At 60.0% G+C, this 16,177-nt stretch carries 21 protein-coding genes; 13 read left to right on the forward strand and 8 right to left on the reverse strand.

What is annotated here, in order from left to right; translation table 11 throughout:
- Positions 1 to 64: 64 nt before the first annotated feature.
- Positions 65 to 643 (reverse strand): DUF1643 domain-containing protein, encoded by a 579-nt coding sequence (locus tag ISN39_RS17260; protein WP_194728317.1) that lies wholly within the window; start codon positions 641 to 643, stop codon positions 65 to 67.
- Positions 640 to 900: a hypothetical protein gene (locus ISN39_RS17265; protein ID WP_194728318.1), complete on the reverse strand. Its 261-nt coding sequence runs from the start codon at positions 898 to 900 to the stop codon at positions 640 to 642. Before ISN39_RS17265 ends, ISN39_RS17260 begins: the two co-directional genes overlap by 4 nt.
- Positions 901 to 981: 81 nt before the next feature.
- On the opposite strand from ISN39_RS17265, the gene ISN39_RS17270 reads away from it, so the two are divergent.
- On the forward strand, positions 982 to 1,569 hold the full coding sequence (locus ISN39_RS17270; protein WP_074069824.1) for a hypothetical protein: 588 nt from the start codon (positions 982 to 984) through the stop codon (positions 1,567 to 1,569).
- Positions 1,570 to 1,634: 65 nt separating this feature from the next.
- Here the strand turns inward: ISN39_RS17270 and ISN39_RS17275 are convergent, their stop codons facing one another.
- The gene (locus ISN39_RS17275) at positions 1,635 to 1,841 is read right to left on the reverse strand and encodes a hypothetical protein (protein WP_194728319.1); all 207 of its coding nucleotides are present in this window, start codon (positions 1,839 to 1,841) and stop codon (positions 1,635 to 1,637) included.
- A gap of 207 nt (positions 1,842 to 2,048) precedes the next feature.
- Here ISN39_RS17275 and ISN39_RS17280 point away from each other — a divergent pair, with 207 nt between their 5' ends.
- On the forward strand, positions 2,049 to 3,815 hold the full coding sequence (locus tag ISN39_RS17280; protein ID WP_194728320.1) for a cation:proton antiporter: 1,767 nt from the start codon (positions 2,049 to 2,051) through the stop codon (positions 3,813 to 3,815).
- Here the strand turns inward: ISN39_RS17280 and ISN39_RS17285 are convergent.
- Entirely contained in the window at positions 3,785 to 4,084 is a 300-nt protein-coding gene (locus ISN39_RS17285; protein ID WP_074069826.1) for a hypothetical protein, read from the reverse strand. The genes ISN39_RS17280 and ISN39_RS17285 overlap by 31 nt on opposite strands.
- 199 nt (positions 4,085 to 4,283) lie before the next feature.
- On the opposite strand from ISN39_RS17285, the gene ISN39_RS17290 reads away from it, so the two are divergent.
- Together ISN39_RS17290 and ISN39_RS17295 are read left to right on the forward strand one after the other, a co-directional pair.
- Positions 4,284 to 4,874, forward strand: a complete 591-nt coding sequence (locus tag ISN39_RS17290) for a YqaA family protein (protein ID WP_074069827.1) — start codon at positions 4,284 to 4,286, stop codon at positions 4,872 to 4,874.
- Positions 4,875 to 4,896: 22 nt separating this feature from the next.
- On the forward strand, positions 4,897 to 5,412 hold the full coding sequence (locus ISN39_RS17295) for a disulfide bond formation protein B (RefSeq protein ID WP_074069828.1): 516 nt from the start codon (positions 4,897 to 4,899) through the stop codon (positions 5,410 to 5,412).
- 14 nt (positions 5,413 to 5,426) lie between these two features.
- Here ISN39_RS17295 and ISN39_RS17300 read toward each other — a convergent pair whose 3' ends face one another.
- Positions 5,427 to 5,984, reverse strand: coding sequence for an HNH endonuclease (locus ISN39_RS17300; protein WP_074069829.1), 558 nt, complete (start codon positions 5,982 to 5,984; stop codon positions 5,427 to 5,429).
- 111 nt (positions 5,985 to 6,095) lie between these two features.
- Complete coding sequence (locus ISN39_RS17305) at positions 6,096 to 6,785, reverse strand: DNA-3-methyladenine glycosylase (protein ID WP_194728321.1); 690 nt, start codon at positions 6,783 to 6,785, stop codon at positions 6,096 to 6,098.
- Here ISN39_RS17305 and gluQRS point away from each other — a divergent pair.
- Entirely contained in the window at positions 6,784 to 7,665 is an 882-nt protein-coding gene (gluQRS, locus tag ISN39_RS17310) for a tRNA glutamyl-Q(34) synthetase GluQRS (RefSeq protein WP_194728322.1), read from the forward strand. The two genes, ISN39_RS17305 and gluQRS, sit on opposite strands and share 2 nt — an antisense overlap.
- Here the strand turns inward: gluQRS and ISN39_RS17315 are convergent.
- Positions 7,627 to 8,544, reverse strand: a complete 918-nt coding sequence (locus tag ISN39_RS17315) for a YihY/virulence factor BrkB family protein (RefSeq protein WP_039846275.1) — start codon at positions 8,542 to 8,544, stop codon at positions 7,627 to 7,629. The genes gluQRS and ISN39_RS17315 overlap by 39 nt on opposite strands.
- 76 nt (positions 8,545 to 8,620) lie before the next feature.
- Between ISN39_RS17315 and ISN39_RS17320 the strand changes: the two genes are divergently transcribed.
- The 7 genes from ISN39_RS17320 to ISN39_RS17350 all read left to right on the forward strand — a co-directional run bounded on the left by ISN39_RS17320 (position 8,621) and on the right by ISN39_RS17350 (position 14,002).
- The gene (locus ISN39_RS17320; protein WP_194728323.1) at positions 8,621 to 9,454 is read left to right on the forward strand and encodes an SDR family oxidoreductase; all 834 of its coding nucleotides are present in this window, start codon (positions 8,621 to 8,623) and stop codon (positions 9,452 to 9,454) included.
- Positions 9,455 to 9,472: 18 nt separating this feature from the next.
- Entirely contained in the window at positions 9,473 to 9,676 is a 204-nt protein-coding gene (locus ISN39_RS17325; RefSeq protein ID WP_194728324.1) for a twin transmembrane helix small protein, read from the forward strand.
- A gap of 23 nt (positions 9,677 to 9,699) precedes the next feature.
- Positions 9,700 to 10,278, forward strand: a complete 579-nt coding sequence (locus tag ISN39_RS17330) for a cob(I)yrinic acid a,c-diamide adenosyltransferase (RefSeq protein WP_194728325.1) — start codon at positions 9,700 to 9,702, stop codon at positions 10,276 to 10,278.
- 35 nt (positions 10,279 to 10,313) lie between these two features.
- Positions 10,314 to 11,081, forward strand: coding sequence for a rhomboid family intramembrane serine protease (locus ISN39_RS17335; protein WP_194728326.1), 768 nt, complete (start codon positions 10,314 to 10,316; stop codon positions 11,079 to 11,081).
- A 189-nt stretch (positions 11,082 to 11,270) separates the two neighbouring features.
- On the forward strand, positions 11,271 to 12,020 hold the full coding sequence (locus ISN39_RS17340) for an electron transfer flavoprotein subunit beta/FixA family protein (protein WP_194728327.1): 750 nt from the start codon (positions 11,271 to 11,273) through the stop codon (positions 12,018 to 12,020).
- Between the two features lie 21 nt (positions 12,021 to 12,041).
- Complete coding sequence (locus tag ISN39_RS17345; protein WP_194728328.1) at positions 12,042 to 12,971, forward strand: electron transfer flavoprotein subunit alpha/FixB family protein; 930 nt, start codon at positions 12,042 to 12,044, stop codon at positions 12,969 to 12,971.
- Between the two features lie 149 nt (positions 12,972 to 13,120).
- Positions 13,121 to 14,002, forward strand: coding sequence for a 3-hydroxybutyryl-CoA dehydrogenase (locus ISN39_RS17350; RefSeq protein WP_074069839.1), 882 nt, complete (start codon positions 13,121 to 13,123; stop codon positions 14,000 to 14,002).
- Positions 14,003 to 14,004: 2 nt separating this feature from the next.
- On the opposite strand, the gene ISN39_RS17355 is transcribed toward ISN39_RS17350, so the two are convergent.
- Positions 14,005 to 14,667, reverse strand: a complete 663-nt coding sequence (locus ISN39_RS17355) for a TlpA disulfide reductase family protein (RefSeq protein WP_074069840.1) — start codon at positions 14,665 to 14,667, stop codon at positions 14,005 to 14,007.
- 41 nt (positions 14,668 to 14,708) lie between these two features.
- On the opposite strand from ISN39_RS17355, the gene argH reads away from it, so the two are divergent.
- Positions 14,709 to 16,112: an argininosuccinate lyase gene (gene argH, locus ISN39_RS17360; RefSeq protein WP_074069841.1), complete on the forward strand. Its 1,404-nt coding sequence runs from the start codon at positions 14,709 to 14,711 to the stop codon at positions 16,110 to 16,112.
- The last annotated feature ends 65 nt before the right edge of the window (positions 16,113 to 16,177 follow it).

The following is a 16,177-nucleotide window of genomic DNA, read 5'->3' on the forward strand; positions in this document are numbered from 1 at the left end:
GCCCGCCAGAGTGAAAGAATATACGACGGCGCTCGGCGATCACATCGTCGATTGCTTTTGACGTTTACGCAGCCTGCGTTGCGCGCCGGAACATGACCGGCTGCTGGTTCCGATCAATGCGATGGACGCCACGTGCCATCGGGTGTTTCGGAAATCCGTCCTTCGTCAGCCCGAGGCAGACGAGATCGACGGTGTGGTGGCGGGCGCGGCCGCAGAACCAGTCCTGTCCACCTTCCCCATCGTTCAGACCTGCGTGGTGCCCGCCGTTGGCGCCCCATGCGGCAAGAGCCGGCGTGTTCTGCGAGCGGGCGAGCGTCAAGGCGGTATCGATGAACTGGACGTTCTTCGGGCCGCGCGGACAGTGCGACGACATCATCACGATCGGGCTCGACGAGCGGAAGGCGAAGAGGTTGACGACCAGCAGGCCGCCATAGCCCCACGCCTTGCCAAAATGGATCAGCGCGCGGATCGTCGGATCATCGTTGTCGGCATCGGCCGTCGAAGGGTTCAGCATGCAGGTGACGAGCAGCGGCCTGCCCTTCTCCCACACACGCGTCAGCTCGTAGCGAAATCGGCCGCAATGGGAAATGACGGCGGCCTTTTTCATTAGACCGATGCTGCCATCGAGTGCGAGCTGCGTCATGCCGCCTGTCCTTTCGAGACGTCGACGCAAGATGTTCCGGCCATGCGAACGACGCCGACCATCATTACCGTCTTGTCGTCCCCGACCGGGCTGACGAAGGCGGAGATGCGGCCTTCGCCGACAATGATCTCCACTTCGTCGCGATTGAGATGCTCAAGAGCGGCGATGACGAAGCATCCAGTATATCCCTGGCGGAGTTCGCCGGTGCAACTGATGGCGATCTCGTCGTCAACGGTCAGAGCTGTGAAAAATTTCAACCAAAGCGATTATTCTTGTCGACCTTTTCATTCTGATGATCTAGCGTTCGGGAAACCCTAACCCGCTGCCATCAAAAGATCATGATCAAAAGGCGCCTCTTCAACCTGCTCCTTCTTGTTGTCCTTCCGGTTGTTTCTTATGGCGCGGATTGCCCTTCAGCCAAGAGTGCAAAGAACGGTTTCTTATTGAGGAATTCGGGGGCGATAAGCGAATTCCGGCCGGCGCAAGGGCCGGTGGTCGCAATAACCAATTCCTTCGGGAGTTCGGAGAAGCAGACGGTTTATTCGTACCAGGGGCTTTTCGATCTGTCGCGCTCCAGCAGCGATGAGCGTTACGCCATCTATCCACTCGATGGCTTGGACAAGCTTCTGCCCATCAAGAAGGATGGTCATCACGTCATCCCCTTTGTCCCCTTGGATCCTCAACAATCCAGTGACAAGTGGACGCTGGAGCTGACGGTAACTAAACGCGAGACAGTTGCAGTTGGCCGGTGCAAATACGAGGTTTTCAGGATCAGAGAGGAAACCAAAAGAGGCGGCGAGCGGGTTGAGCTCTGGAGCGCTCTTTACTCCCCTGACCTGCACGCGACCCTTGCCAAGATCTACGACGAGGGCACAAGCGAGGAAGCCATCGTCAGTTACGACTACATCCAATCCTTATCGCGCTGACGTCGTTACCGCGGCGGGGTTTGCGAAAAGAACTGCAAGAAGTGCGGGACCACACGCGACGACTCCTACTGGATCAGCTGAATCCTGATCTCTTCCTTTGCAGCGAAGGAGCGGCATTCGTCTAGGTCGTCGCCGACGAAGATCACATCACCTTCGGAATCGAACAGACCCCAGCAGGCTTCGTCCTCAAGAGATACCTCTCGGACATACCCGAATTCGACGGCTTCGAAAGACCGTTTGAACGCGACATCAACAGCTTCTATTTCTCGCATGGAATTCTCCAATGAGACAGCGACTTCTGTTTTAGTGCGCGCTTATATTGATCTGCGAAACTGACGCCAAACTGGTGTCGCCACGAGAACGCTCCAGTATCGCTGGAGCTCAGCATTTGCCGGTGATACGGAAACTCAAATCAAGTATTTAATTTCACTCACGCTTCGGTCAAAGTGGCGGTCGCCAACGAATATCAAGGGACGGATGTGCATCAGGAAGTAACGCTTATTGCCACAGTCGCCGTCAGCTTCGTCTTTGCGGCGGTGCTGGGATATGTGGCCGACAGGCTGCGGCTGCCGCCGCTGGTCGGCTACCTCGTGGCAGGCATACTCATGGGACCGTTCACGCCGGGCTTCGTCGCCGATACAGCGCTTGCCGGACAGCTGGCGGAGATGGGTGTCATCCTGCTGATGTTCGGCGTCGGGCTGCATTTTTCCGCCGCTGACCTGCTTGCCGTGCGCGGTATCGCCGTGCCGGGCGCGATCATCCGGATCATCATCGCTACGCTGCTCGGAATTGGCCTCGCGAAATGGTGGGGCTGGGGGCTCGGCGCCGGGATCGTCTTCGGCCTCAGCCTGTCGGTGGCAAGCACCGTCGTGCTGCTGAAGGTCCTTGAGGAACGAAACCTCCTGAATTCAGCAAGCGGCCGCGTCGCGGTCGGCTGGCTGATCGTCGAAGACTTGGCGATGGTTCTGGCGCTGGTCTTGCTGCCTGCCCTTGCGGAATTGCTCGGCGGCCACGCCGCCAGCGATGCTGCACAGGGCGCTGGGCTGCCGCTGTCGCTGGCGATCGCGCTGACGCTGCTGAAGGTCGGCGCCTTTGCGGTCATGGCGATCTTTGTCGGCCCGAAGATTGTTCCCTGGCTCCTGACGCTCGTCGCCCGAACCGGCTCGCGCGAACTCTTCACATTGACGGTCCTTGCCATCGCCCTCGGCATCGCTTTCGGCTCCGCCGAGATCTTCGGCGTTTCCTTCGCACTCGGCGCTTTTTTCGCGGGCGTCGTGATGAGCGAGTCCAATCTCAGCCACCGGGCCGCTGCCGATTCTCTGCCGCTTCAGAACGCCTTTTCAGTCCTGTTCTTCGTGTCGGTCGGCATGCTGTTCGATCCATCGATCCTGGCCCGCCAGCCAATGGCCGTCATCAGCGCGCTGACGTTGATCATCGTCGGCAAGGCGATTATCTCCTTTCTGATCGTCATCCTGCTTCGATATCCGATCGGAATGGCGCTGACCGTCGCAGGCGGACTGGCGCAGATCGGCGAATTTTCCTTCATTCTTGCCGGCCTCGGCGTCTCCCTCGGATTGCTACCGACTGACGGGCAGGATGTCATCCTTGCGTCCGCGATCATTTCGATCACGCTCAATCCGCTCGTCTGCGCCGGCGCCGAGGCGCTGCATACCTATGTGCACGCCCGATGGCCGGTGCTCAGCAATCATTACGGCCGCCGCCGGCATGAGGCGCTCGGACGCGAGCTTGAAAAGATCAGGGCACTTACCGAAGCGCGGGAGCGCCAGCATCAGCTGGAGATGCAGCAACTGATCGAGACTTTCCCGCTTTTCGCCAAGGTCGATGAGCACTCGCAGGAGGAACTGCTCCTTCTCTTCCGTCCCAAATCCGCGCTGCCGGGCGAACGCGTCATGCGCAAGGGGGACCGCGGGGACGGCATGTATTTTCTCTCGTCCGGAGCCGTGGAAGTCCGTCTTCCCGGCGGCGCCGTCCGTCTCGAACCGGGTGCATTTTTCGGTGAAATGGCTCTGCTGAGCGGCGGACGGCGAACCGCCGATGTCATTGCCATCGATTTCTGCCAATTCCTGGTGCTGGAACGCCGTGACTTCAATATGTTCACCGCCCGCCACCCGGCGCTAAGGGCCGCCGTCAGCGAAATGGCGCGAGAGCGCTCGCAGATGAACGCACTAAACGCGAAGCGCGAAGAGCAGCCGGATCAACGCGAAGTGTCGGCGGAAGGCCAATAGGCATCCGCGGAGAAGTCGTGGGGGATCGGATCGAGCCGCGACAGCGTCTCGGCCGCAAAATCGAGCTGCATCTTCAGATATCTGAGCGCTTCCGGCGCAGGAACACCCGTCGCAAACTCTCTCACATAAGACGAATGATAGCCGCTTTCCCGAAGCCGCCTGACGGCTTCCCGCCGTACATCCTCCCTGCTCGGCCTTCGAGCTGAAGCTACGGTTTCGCGCGCATCGGCCGCTTCGCCGAGCCCGCCCTCAATCACCCTCAATTTCATTCATAGCCACCTGCAAGAACCAATCGGAAACCAGCTTGCAGAAGATTCACCGATTTGCAATCTCCCGAAAACCTGGGAGCACAGCCGCGATACGGATCACGAAAATTTTCGTGGCACGCTGGCATCATTGCCACACTAGGCATTTACAGCGTCAGACTGCCCCCCTAAAGCTTTTGCACCGCAGCACGAAAGGAATGGAATGCTCCGCAGACTTTACGACTGGACCATGTCTCTCGCCGCCCGCAGATCGGCCGAAGTCTGGCTCGCCGTTATCGCCTTCGTCGAAAGCTCCGTCTTTCTCGTCCCGGCCGATGTCCTTTTTCTTCCCATGGCACTCGCCAAGCCCGAGCGTTCATATCGATATGCGATCGTTGCCACGGCCGCCTCGGTTCTCGGCGGCATCGCCGGCTGGGCGCTCGGCTTCTATGCCTACGAGACCGTGGCGCGGCCGGTGCTGGAATTCTACGGAAAGCTCGATGCCTTCGAGCAGATGAAATCTTACGTCACTTACGAGACGATCCTGCTTTTGCTGGTGACGTCGGGACTGGCGCACCTGCCGCCGATCAAAATCGTGACGATCCTGTCCGGGGTGATTCACGTCAACATATGGCTGTTCGTCATCTCGGCGATCGTTGCCCGCGGCGCGCGCTTCCTATTCCTGGCCTGGCTGCTTCGCCGCTACGGCGAGCCGATTCGCCATTTCATTGAAAAGCGCTTGGGGCATATTGTCAGCATCGGTGCAGTGGTCGCCATCGTGCTTTATATTGTCTATCGCTACCTTGCCCACTGAGCCAAGCTCGCGGAGTTCCGCCATGACTGCCATTGCCTCGCCTCTTTCCCGCCCGGTCGTTCTCTATTCGCTGCTGCTGGCCCTCGGCATGGCGGTGGTCGTCGGAACTGCACTCGGCTTCCAGTATATCGGCGGCTACATTCCCTGTGCGCTCTGCCTGCTGCAGCGCGAGCCCTATTACTACGGTATTCCGATCGCGATCCTCGGCGCGCTCGCATCGTTTTTCGGTCTGCCGAACTGGGTCGCCCGTGCCCTGCTTCTGGCGGCAGGTATGCTGATGGTGGTCGGTGCCGGCATGGGTGTCTATCACGCGGGCGTCGAATGGCATTTCTGGGCAGGGCCAGCGACCTGCTCGACGAGTGCAGGCGCCATGACGCAGAATGCCGGCGACCTGCTGACGGAACTCAACACAATTACCGGCCCCTCCTGCACCGATGCGGCGCTGCGCGTTCTCGGTCTTTCCTTTGCGGGCTGGAATGTGATTGCGAGCCTGATCCTTGCCGCTTTCGCTTTCGTCGGCGTCCGCAAATCGGCATAAGGAAATAGCGGCAATCAGGGCTGCAGTTCGGTATCCCAGTAGAGATAGTCGAGCCAGCTGTCGTGCAGATAGTTCGGCGGAAAGAGCCGGCCGTTGTTGTGCAGGTCCTGCACGGTCGGCTGATACGGCTTCTGCGAGGGGAACATGCCTGCCTGCTTCGGCAGCTTGCTGCCCTTTTTGAGATTGCAGGGAGAGCAGGCCGCCACGACATTTTGCCAGGTCGTCTCGCCGCCATGGGCGCGCGGGACGACGTGGTCGAAGGTCAGATCGTCATGCTCGCCGCAATACTGACATTCGAATTTGTCGCGGAGAAAGACATTGAACCGGGTAAAGGCCGGGTTCCGCGAAGGCTGAACGTAGGTCTTGAGGCAGACGACACTCGGAAGCCGCATCGAGAAGCTCGGCGAAGAAACTGAATGTTCGTATTCCGCAATGATATTCACACGGTCAAGGAAAACCGCCTTGATCGCGTCCTGCCAGGACCAGAGCGACAAGGGATAATAACTCAAAGGCCGGTAGTCAGCGTTCAGGACGAGCGCCGGCAGGGCCTGGGGGGAGACTGCAATCGTCAAGGTACTCTCCTGAGCGATTCGGCATCTGCATCCTTATATTAGGCCGGTTGTGACAGCCTTGTGAAGCCCAATAAATTCAGTCAATAACGGCATTTCGATGAGCGTTGCCCATCAGCCGACCGGCAGGAGCCCGCGACCCAGTTTCTGAGCATAGTAAGCCCAGAAAAGCCTTGCTGCGACCGATCTCCAGGGCGACCAGACCATGGCAAGCGAGGCGAGCACTTTCGCGTGCGGACGCTGTGCGAGACCAAAGGCAGCAGCGACGGCGTTCTGCAGTGCGACGTCTCCTGATGGGAAGACATCGGCGTGCCCGCCGCAAAACATCAGATAGACTTCCGCGGTCCACGGACCAACGCCCTTCAACGCCGTCAACTCGGCAAGCGCCTCCACCGGCGGCCTCGAGGAAAGCAGAGCGAGATCAAGGCGGCCCGATACGACTGCTTCGGCGATGCCCGACAGTGTCGTCGCCTTGGCACGCGACAGACCGAATTCCCGCCAGGCATCCGGTCGCAGTGCGACATAGCGTTCGGCCGTCAGCACTCCTTCTTCAGCAAGCGACATGCGCCGCCAAATAGCATCGGCGCTTGCGCGCGAAACCATCTGCGAAACAATGATATGGGCAAGGCCAGCAAAACCCGGCTCGTGAAGGCGCAGCGGGATCGGACCCACCTCCTTCGCAATATCGGCGAGCCGCGGGTCGAGGCGAAACAAATGCTTCAGTCCCTCGCGGATATCCTCTTCGCTTCGAATGATTTGCACGTTGCCTCGCGATGGTTTCGAATTCGTGGCAGAAGAAAGCATGACCACGACTCAGCGTCAAAAGCCCATTTTCCGTTTTGCGCCCAGTCCCAACGGCCCGCTGCATCTCGGCCACGCGCTCTCGGCCTTCCTCAACCAGGATATGGCCGCAGCAATGGACGGACGCCTGCTGCTGCGCATCGAAGACATCGACCAGACACGTTGTACACCCGAATTCGAAGCAGGCATTTATGCCGATCTCGAATGGCTGGGAATCGACTGGGAGAAGCCCGTCCGGCGACAATCCGACCATTTCGCGGAATATCAGACAGCATTGCATGGTCTGATCGAGCGCGGATTGGTCTATCCTTCGTTTCTGACGCGCGGCGAGGTGAAAGCCAGAGTGTCCGCTTCCGAAGCCGGCGGCAACCCCTGGCCGCGCGATCCGGACGGTTCGCCGCACTATCCTTCCGACGATCGCGACCGAAGTGAAGGCGAGCGGCGCAAGATGCTTGCTTCAGGCCTGAAACACGCTTGGCGTCTGGACATGGGGCGGGCACTGCAGGCTGCCGATCGTGTTTTATCCTGGAGCGAGACCGGCGACGGCGAGACCGGGGGGATTGCCGCCGATCCATCGGTGTGGGGGGACGTCGTTCTTTCGCGCTCGGATGCCCCCTCAAGCTACCACCTTTCGGTGGTTATCGACGATGCGCTGCAGGCCGTCACTCATATCGTGCGCGGGCTCGACCTCTTTCACGCAACATCGGTCCACCGGCTGCTGCAGGTGCTGCTCGACCTGCCTCAGCCGGTCTACCACCATCATCGGCTGGTGACGGATCCAAAGGGACGCAAGCTCTCGAAAAGCGATGGCGATACCGGGCTTGCGGATTTGCGTGGCAAGGGGCTATCGGCGGCCGATATCCGGAATCTTGTCGGTCTTTGAAAGCTTGCTGCCCTGCCCGCTCAAAAAATTGCGGGCGAAGATGGCGCGCACCCGAAATTTCATCAGTGCCGCATTGATTTCCGCGCCAATGATGAAGATCACGCCGACCATGTAGAGGAAGATCAGCACGACCATCACCGATGCCAGACCCGCATAGGTCGCTGTGTAATTCGCGAAGGTGGCGAGGTAAAAGGCGAAGATCAGCGCGCCCGCGAGCCAGAAAAGCAGTGTCAGCAAAACCCCAGGGATAACGTCGTAAACCCGCCTGCGGCCGGCAGGCAGCCAGAGGTGAACGACGAGCAGACCGACCGTCAGCACGAAAAGCGTTCCGTAGATTCGCCAGCTGAAAACGATTTCGAGCGTATCGGCAAAGAGCGGAAACCACTGCCGCGCGTAATCGAGAGCGAGCGGCACGGCGACGAGCAGGATGCTGATGGCGGCAAAAATGATCACCGCGATCAGCACGTAACCGAGGCTGGCCAGGCGCGTGAAATACCAAGGCCTCGTCTCCTGTACGCGATAGGCGCGGTTGAGCGATATGCGCAGCGCCTCGACACCGTTCGAGGCGAAATAGGCGGCCGCCAGCACCGAGACCGTCAGCAGTCCGCCGCGCGGAATCGTCAGCACCTGCAGCACCTGGTCGGCCACAGGTTTGGCGATCGCTTCCGGCCAGGTATCGAAAATGAGATGAACGGCCGTGGAGGAGAACTGGTCGGCTCCGAGGAAGTTTGCGAGCGTCGTGCCGAAGATCAAAAAAGGAAAAACCGCCAGCAGGATCGACAATGCGACATGGCTCGCCATCGCGAAACCGTCATCCTCGATTAGGTGGCAGATCGCGTCGTATGCCACATCATAGAGCGTACGCACTATCTTCGGCATTCCACCCCCGGGCTTCGTCATTGTATCGTCGGTTCGAATATGGGAAACGAGTCCCAATTTGTACAGGAATCATTCCATGGCGGAGCAACGCACCATCATCGTGACCGGATGCTCATCCGGCATCGGTGCCTATTGCGCGCGAGCCCTGAAGACCGACGGCTGGCGCGTCTTTGCAGCGGTCAGAAAACACGCCGACCTCGGACCGCTGCAGGAGGAGGGCATCGAAGCCTTCCTGATGGACTATACGCGGTCGGATACGATCACTGATTTCGTTCGCGATGTAGCAGAGGCAAGCGGCGGGCGCATCGACGCAGTTTTCAACAACGGCGCCTACGGCCAGCCCGGCGCGGTCGAGGATTTAACGACCGACGTGCTGCGTGCGCAGTTCGAAACGAATTTCTTCGGCTGGCATGAATTGACACGGCAAATACTGCCGCTGATGCGAAGGCGCGGCTCGGGCCGCATCGTACAATGCTCGTCCATTCTCGGCGTCGTGCCCTATCGTTTTCGCGGCGCCTACACCGCTTCGAAGTTTGCGCTCGAGGGGCTGAGCATCACGCTGCGCATGGAACTTCAGGGCAGCGGCATCCACGTGTGCCTGATCGAACCAGGTCCGATTGCCTCGCGCTTTACCGCCAACGCGCTCGCGAAGTTCAAAGAACATGTCGACATCCGCAATTCCGTGCATGCGGCAGATTACCGCCGACAGCTCGCGCGTCTTGACGGGACTGGCCCGAAGAATCGACATAAGCTTCAACCCGACGCCGTCTATACTGTGTTGAAACACGCATTGAACTCGAACAATCCGAAGCCACATTATCCTGTAACGACACCGGCAAAACAGGGCATGTTCCTGAAGAGGCTGATTCCGGCGGACCTTTTTTATCGCCTGATGCGCTGGACCGATTAATCAAGAAAGCCGACTTCCATGTCCACGGCCACTTATATTTTCGCGATCATCATCATGGGCCTCGTCGCGATCGTGTTGGTCCGCGGCCTCTTCAACATGATGAAGGGCGGCGACGCGAACACTTCCAACAAGCTGATGCAGCTCCGCGTATTGCTGCAGGCGATCGCTGTGATCCTGATCATGCTGACGCTCTGGCTGACAGGCGGTGGCCGCCCTAGTTAACGCCGGGAAGAGAGGGGATAGGCATGGTAACACTCAACAAGATCTATACGAAGACCGGCGACGACGGCACGACTGCGCTCGTTTGCGGACCGCGCCGTCTCAAATACGACCTGCGCGTGGAAGCCTATGGCACGATCGACGAGGTCAACTCCGCAATCGGCGTCGCAAGACTGCACATGCAGGGCATGCCGGTTCTCGAAAGAATGCTGACGCTGATCCAGAACGACCTTTTCGACCTCGGCGCTGACCTTGCGACACCCGACGACGGCAAGCCGCCGGAGCACGAGCCGTTGCGCATCATCGATACGCAGGTGGCGCGGATCGAGAGCGAGATCGATGAACTGAATGCCGATCTGCAACCCTTGAAATCCTTCGTTCTGCCCGGCGGTCATTCGGCAGCTGCCTATCTTCATTTAGCGCGCACAATCGCGCGCCGCGCAGAAAGGCTGATGGTGGAACTCGCCCGCACGGAGGGCGAAATCGTCAGCGGAGCGGCCCTGAAATATGTTAACCGGCTTTCGGACTTCCTCTTCGTTGCCGCGCGCCACGCCAATGACCGCGGCAACGCGGATGTGCTTTGGGTTCCTGGAAAAAACAGATAGGCTTCTCGCGGTCACGATAGCCAGGGGCAGGCTTTATGTTCATACCGCTGCACGACGCCAATACGCTGAAACACATCAAGGTCCAGTGGGTGACGCTGGGCTTGATCGGCATGAATATCGCCGTCTGGCTTTTCACCGGCTTCTTCGCTCCGGAACAGACGGCTCAGGCGACATCAGTCGGCCTGGGCTACATACCGGCGGTCTCCTTTGACTATGCAACACTTGCACCCGGCCTCGCGATTGTTCCGGAGCCGCTGACCTACATCACCCATGCCTTTGTGCATGCCGGCTTCTGGCACCTCGTTTCCAACATGATCTTCCTCTGGGTCTTCGGCGATAATGTCGAGGATGCCATGGGGCATGTCCGCTACCTGATCTTTTATCTCGTTTGCGCCGCCTTCGGCGCGCTTTGCCATGGCTTGCTCGTGTCGGAATCGCAGGCGCCGCTGGTCGGCGCCTCAGGTGCGATCTCAGGGGTGGTTGCTGCCTATGTCGTCCTTCACCCGCGCGTGAAAATCTGGGTGCTGGTCTTCTTCCGCGTTCCGTTGCCGCTTCCTGCCTTCGTGCCGCTGCTGCTTTGGATCGGCCAGCAGTTCTTCATGCTGCTTGTCGATCCGGACGGCAATGTGTCCTGGGGCGCCCATGCCGGCGGCATCGTCGCCGGCGCCGTTCTAGTCTTCTTCATGCGCCGCAAGGGTGTGCCGCTGTTCGACCGCGAGATCGTCACGCCCCGCGCCGTTTTCAGCACGCCGGCTGTGAGGCGGGCGGTCGTCGCCGCTGACGACGGGGCGCCTGGACACTGAAAAGAAATATCGCGCCTCCTCGAATATTGACGTGAACGTAAACGTCATATATTTGCAGACGCAATTTGTCTGTCTGCGACCGGCAAGCGTTGTATTTGGAGGAAAAACGCGTATCCATGTCGCCATTCGACAATCGGAGCGACGCCGAAGCGCGCATTTTCTTGGCGAAAGAGTTGAAGGAAGGACCCCATGAAAATTCTCGTCCCCGTGAAGCGGGTGGTTGATTACAATGTGAAGATCCGCGTCAAGCCGGATGGCACGGGCGTCGAGCTTGCCAACGTCAAGATGTCGATGAACCCGTTCGACGAGATCTCGGTGGAAGAGGCGCTGCGGCTGAAGGAAGCCGGCAAGGCTGCGGAAGTGGTCGTCGTGTCGATCGGTCCGGCCAAGGCCGAAGAGACGCTGAGGACGGCGCTCGCCATGGGTGCCGATCGCGCCATCCTGGTCGAGACCGACGAGACGCTCGAGCCGCTTGCCGTTGCCAAGATCCTCAAGGGCGTGGCAGACGCCGAACAGCCGGGCCTGATCATCGTCGGCAAGCAGGCGATCGACGACGACAGCAACCAGACCGGCCAGATGCTCGCCGCGCTCTTGGGCTCTGCCCAGGCAACCTTCGCCTCGAAGATCGAGATTACCGACGGTAAAGCGACCGTCACCCGCGAAGTCGATGGCGGCCTGCAGACGATCGACATCAAGCTGCCGGCCGTCGTCACCACCGACCTGCGCTTGAACGAACCACGCTATGCTTCGCTGCCGAACATCATGAAGGCGAAGAAGAAGCCGCTCGACAGACAAGCGCCTTCCGACTTCGGCGTTTCCACCGCTCCGCGCCTGAAGGTGCTGAAGACCGAAGAGCCAAGTGGCCGCAAGGCGGGCGTCAAGGTCAAGTCGGTCGCCGAGCTCGTCGAGAAACTCAAAGTCGAAGCCGGCGTCCTCTAAGGCGAGAAAGGAAATACGACCATGGCCATTCTGCTTCTGGCTGACCACGACAATGCAAGCCTTTCCGACCAGACCGCCAAGGCGCTGACCGCTGCTCGCCAGATCGGCGGCGATGTCACCGTGCTGGTTGCCGGCAAGGGTGCCAAGGCTGCCGCCGATGCCGCTGCCAAGCTTTCCGGCGTTTCCAAGGTGCTGCTGGCCGAAAGCGACACGCTTGCCAACAATCTGGCCGAGCCGCTGGCCGACCTGATCGTTTCGCTCGCCGGCAGCTACGACACGATCATTGCGGCTGCGACCTCGACCGGCAAGAACGTCGCTCCGCGCGTTGCAGCCCTTCTCGACGTGGCGCAGGTGTCGGAAATCATCGAAGTCGTCGCGCCCGACACCTTCAAGCGGCCGATCTATGCCGGCAACGCCATCCAGACGGTGCAGGCAACCGACGCCAAGAAGGTCATCACCGTGCGCACCGCCTCCTTCGCTGTTGCCGAGACCAGCGGTTCGGCTCCGGTCGAGGCAATCCCGGCCGTTTCCGATCCGGGTCTTTCGACCTTCGTCAAGGACGCGCTGTCGGCTTCCGACCGCCCGGAGCTGACGTCGGCAAAGATCATCATCTCCGGCGGCCGCGCACTCGGCTCGGCCGAGAAGTTCAGGCAAGTCATCCTGCCGCTCGCCGACAAGCTCGGAGCCGCCGTCGGCGCAAGCCGTGCGGCCGTCGATGCCGGCTATGCGCCGAACGACTGGCAGGTCGGCCAGACCGGCAAGGTCGTCGCCCCTGAACTCTACATCGCCTGCGGCATTTCCGGTGCCATCCAGCACCTTGCCGGCATGAAGGACTCGAAGGTCATCGTCGCCATCAACAAGGACGAGGAGGCCCCGATCTTCCAGGTCGCAGACTACGGCCTCGTCGCCGATCTCTTCGAGGCCCTGCCGGAACTGCAGAAAGCTCTTTAAACGGGCAGAATGCCAGCTTTTCGCACTTGCGAATGACTGGAAAATTATCTCTTATGGGGCTACTACTGCTGCCGGGCGATCGTTTTGCCCGGCAGTTTCATTAGAAGAAAAATACGGGCGGAGCGGGCGGCTGCCACGGGGGTTTGGAGATGAGTGCGGTGTTGAAAACGATCGGTATTGTCGGCGCGGGCCAGATGGGCTGCGGCATCGCCCATGTTTCAGCAGCTGCGGGCTATAAGGTCCAGCTCTACGACCTGACGCAGGAGCGCATCGAATCCGGTCTCGCGACCATCAATGGCAACCTTGCCCGGCAGGTAACGAGCGGCAAGATGACGGATGAGGAGCGCAAAGCAACTCTTTCCCGCATCTCCGGCTCCGCCAACCTCAATGACCTTGCTCCCTCCGACCTCGTTATCGAGGCGGCAACCGAAGAGGAAGCGGTAAAACGCAAGATCTATGCGCAGGTCTGTCCAGTGCTGAAGCCGGGCGCGCTGCTTGCGACGAACACGTCCTCGCTCTCCATTACCCGCCTGGCATCGGCAACGGACCGGCCTGAGCACTTCATGGGCATTCATTTCATGAACCCCGTCCCGGTGATGAAACTGGTGGAACTGGTGCGCGGCATCGCAACGGACGAGGTTACGTTTTCGACCGCAAAGGAATTTGTCGCCTCGCTGGAAAAGACCGTCACGGTAGCTGAGGATTTTCCGGCCTTCATCGTCAACCGCATCCTGCTGCCGATGATCAATGAGGCGATCTACACGCTCTACGAAGGCGTCGGCACTGTCGATGCCATCGACACGGCGATGAAGCTCGGCGCCAACCACCCGATGGGCCCGCTTCAGCTTGCCGATTTCATCGGCCTCGACACCTGCCTCTCGATCATGCAGGTGCTGCACGACGGCCTAGCCGATTCCAAGTACCGCCCCTGCCCGCTGCTGGTAAAGTATGTCGAAGCCGGCTGGCTCGGCCGCAAGTCCGGCCGCGGCTTCTACGATTATCGCGGCGACACGCCCGTCCCGACGCGGTAGCGCTAAGACCCTGTTGCACCCTGGATCAGCGCCTTTGCATCGCCGCTATCCCATGCGGCAGGGCCGTTCATCGCCGAAACCAGGCACCCTTTGTCGTCGATGAGCAACGTCACCGGCAGGCCGAAAGCAACCCCCTCTTTCTTCAGGCTGTTGAAGACGCCGATCGTATTGTCGCGATAGAACTGCAGGGAATCGACGCCGATTTCGCTTAGGAAAGCCTTCGGTTTCTCTTCATCTCCAGTGTCGATATTGACCGCGACGACCTGGAATTTGTCACTGCCCATCTCCTTCTCCAGCGCGTTCAGCGCCGGCATTTCCTCGCGGCAGGGCACGCACCATGTGGCCCAGAGATTGAGAAGCACGGTCTTGCCCGCGAAATTCTCGAGCGTCACCGGATTGCCGTCCGGACCGTTGAAGGCGACGGACGTGAGCTTTCGTGGCGCGTTGACAGCAACCATCGCCGCCACCGCGCCTTTGGCGAGCGGCGTAATCTTCTGGACGAGATCCTTGGCCGCGGTGCATTCGGCAGAGGCCGTTTCACCGCCGGCATTGCCATACCCGGCCTCCTTAATGTAAACCGCTGCCGCACCGGCAATTACGCCTGCGACGGCGGCTACCGCGATCAATTTCAAGGATGGCAGCCCGAACAGCTTTCTTGTCGTCATTTCATTCTCCAGGGCATGCACCCTTAAGACAGGCATCTTTCATGGCCGACGGCACAAAGGACACCAAATCCTCCAACCAGATGTGGGGCGGACGTTTCGCATCCGGCCCCGACGCGATCATGGAGGAGATAAATGCCTCGATCGGTTTCGACAAGAAGCTCTTTGCCCAGGACATCCGTGGATCGATCGCCCACGCGACGATGCTTGCCCATCAGGGCATCATTTCCGTGGACGATAAGGACAAGATCGTTCACGGACTAAGCACGATCCTGTCAGAAATCGAAAGCGGCAATTTCGAATTCTCCCGCCAGCTCGAAGATATTCACATGAATATCGAAGCCCGCCTTGCCGCGCTGATCGGCCAGGCCGCCGGCCGCCTGCACACCGCCCGTTCACGCAATGACCAGGTAGCGCTCGACTTCCGCCTCTGGGTGAAGGAAGAGCTGCAGAAGACTGAAGCGATGCTGACGAACCTCATCGCAGCCTTCCTCGACCGCGCTGAAGAACATGCCGAAAGCGTCATGCCGGGCTTTACGCACCTGCAGACCGCTCAGCCCGTCACCTTCGGCCACCATTGCATGGCCTATGTCGAAATGTTCGGCCGCGACCGTTCGCGCGTACGCCACGCCATCGAGCATCTGGACGAAAGCCCCATTGGCGCTGCAGCGCTGGCCGGGACCGGCTACCCGATCGACCGCCACATGACGGCAAAGGCGCTCGGCTTCCGGGAACCTACGCGCAACTCGATCGATACCGTCTCCGACCGCGACTTCGCCATCGAGTTCCTGTCGATCGCCGCGATCTGCGGCATGCATCTGTCACGCTTGGCCGAAGAGATCGTCATCTGGTCGACGCCACAATTTGGTTTCGTGCGGCTTTCCGATGCATTTTCGACCGGCTCCTCGATCATGCCACAGAAGAAGAACCCCGACGCCGCCGAACTCGTGCGTGCCAAGACCGGCCGCATCAACGGCTCGCTGATTGCGCTGCTGACGATCATGAAGGGCCTGCCGCTCGCCTATTCCAAGGACATGCAGGAAGACAAGGAACAGGTGTTCGACGCGGCCGAGAGCCTGGAACTTGCGATCGCCGCCATGACCGGCATGGTCCGCGACATGACGGTCAATACGCAGCGCATGAAAGCCGCGGCCGGTTCCGGCTATTCGACGGCCACCGATCTCGCCGACTGGCTGGTGCGCGAGGCGGGACTTCCGTTCCGCGACGCACATCATGTGACCGGCCGTGCCGTGGCGCTTGCCGAAAGCAAGGGCTGCGACCTCGCCGAACTGCCGCTTGCCGATCTCCAGTCCATCAACCCGGCAATCACCGGCAAGGTCTACGACGTCTTGACTGTCGAGGCTTCGGTTGCAAGCCGCAAGAGTTTCGGCGGCACGGCACCCTCCGAAGTGAGGAAGCAGATCGCCTTTTGGCGGGCTCGCAACTGAGAAAACAATCAGGGTGCACAAGGCGGATAAACTTCGCTATGAAGATGTCCACCAGCGCCGCTCCA

It is taken from the genome of Rhizobium sp. 007 (assembly GCF_015353075.1).
Taxonomy (GTDB): Bacteria; Pseudomonadota; Alphaproteobacteria; order Rhizobiales; family Rhizobiaceae; genus Rhizobium.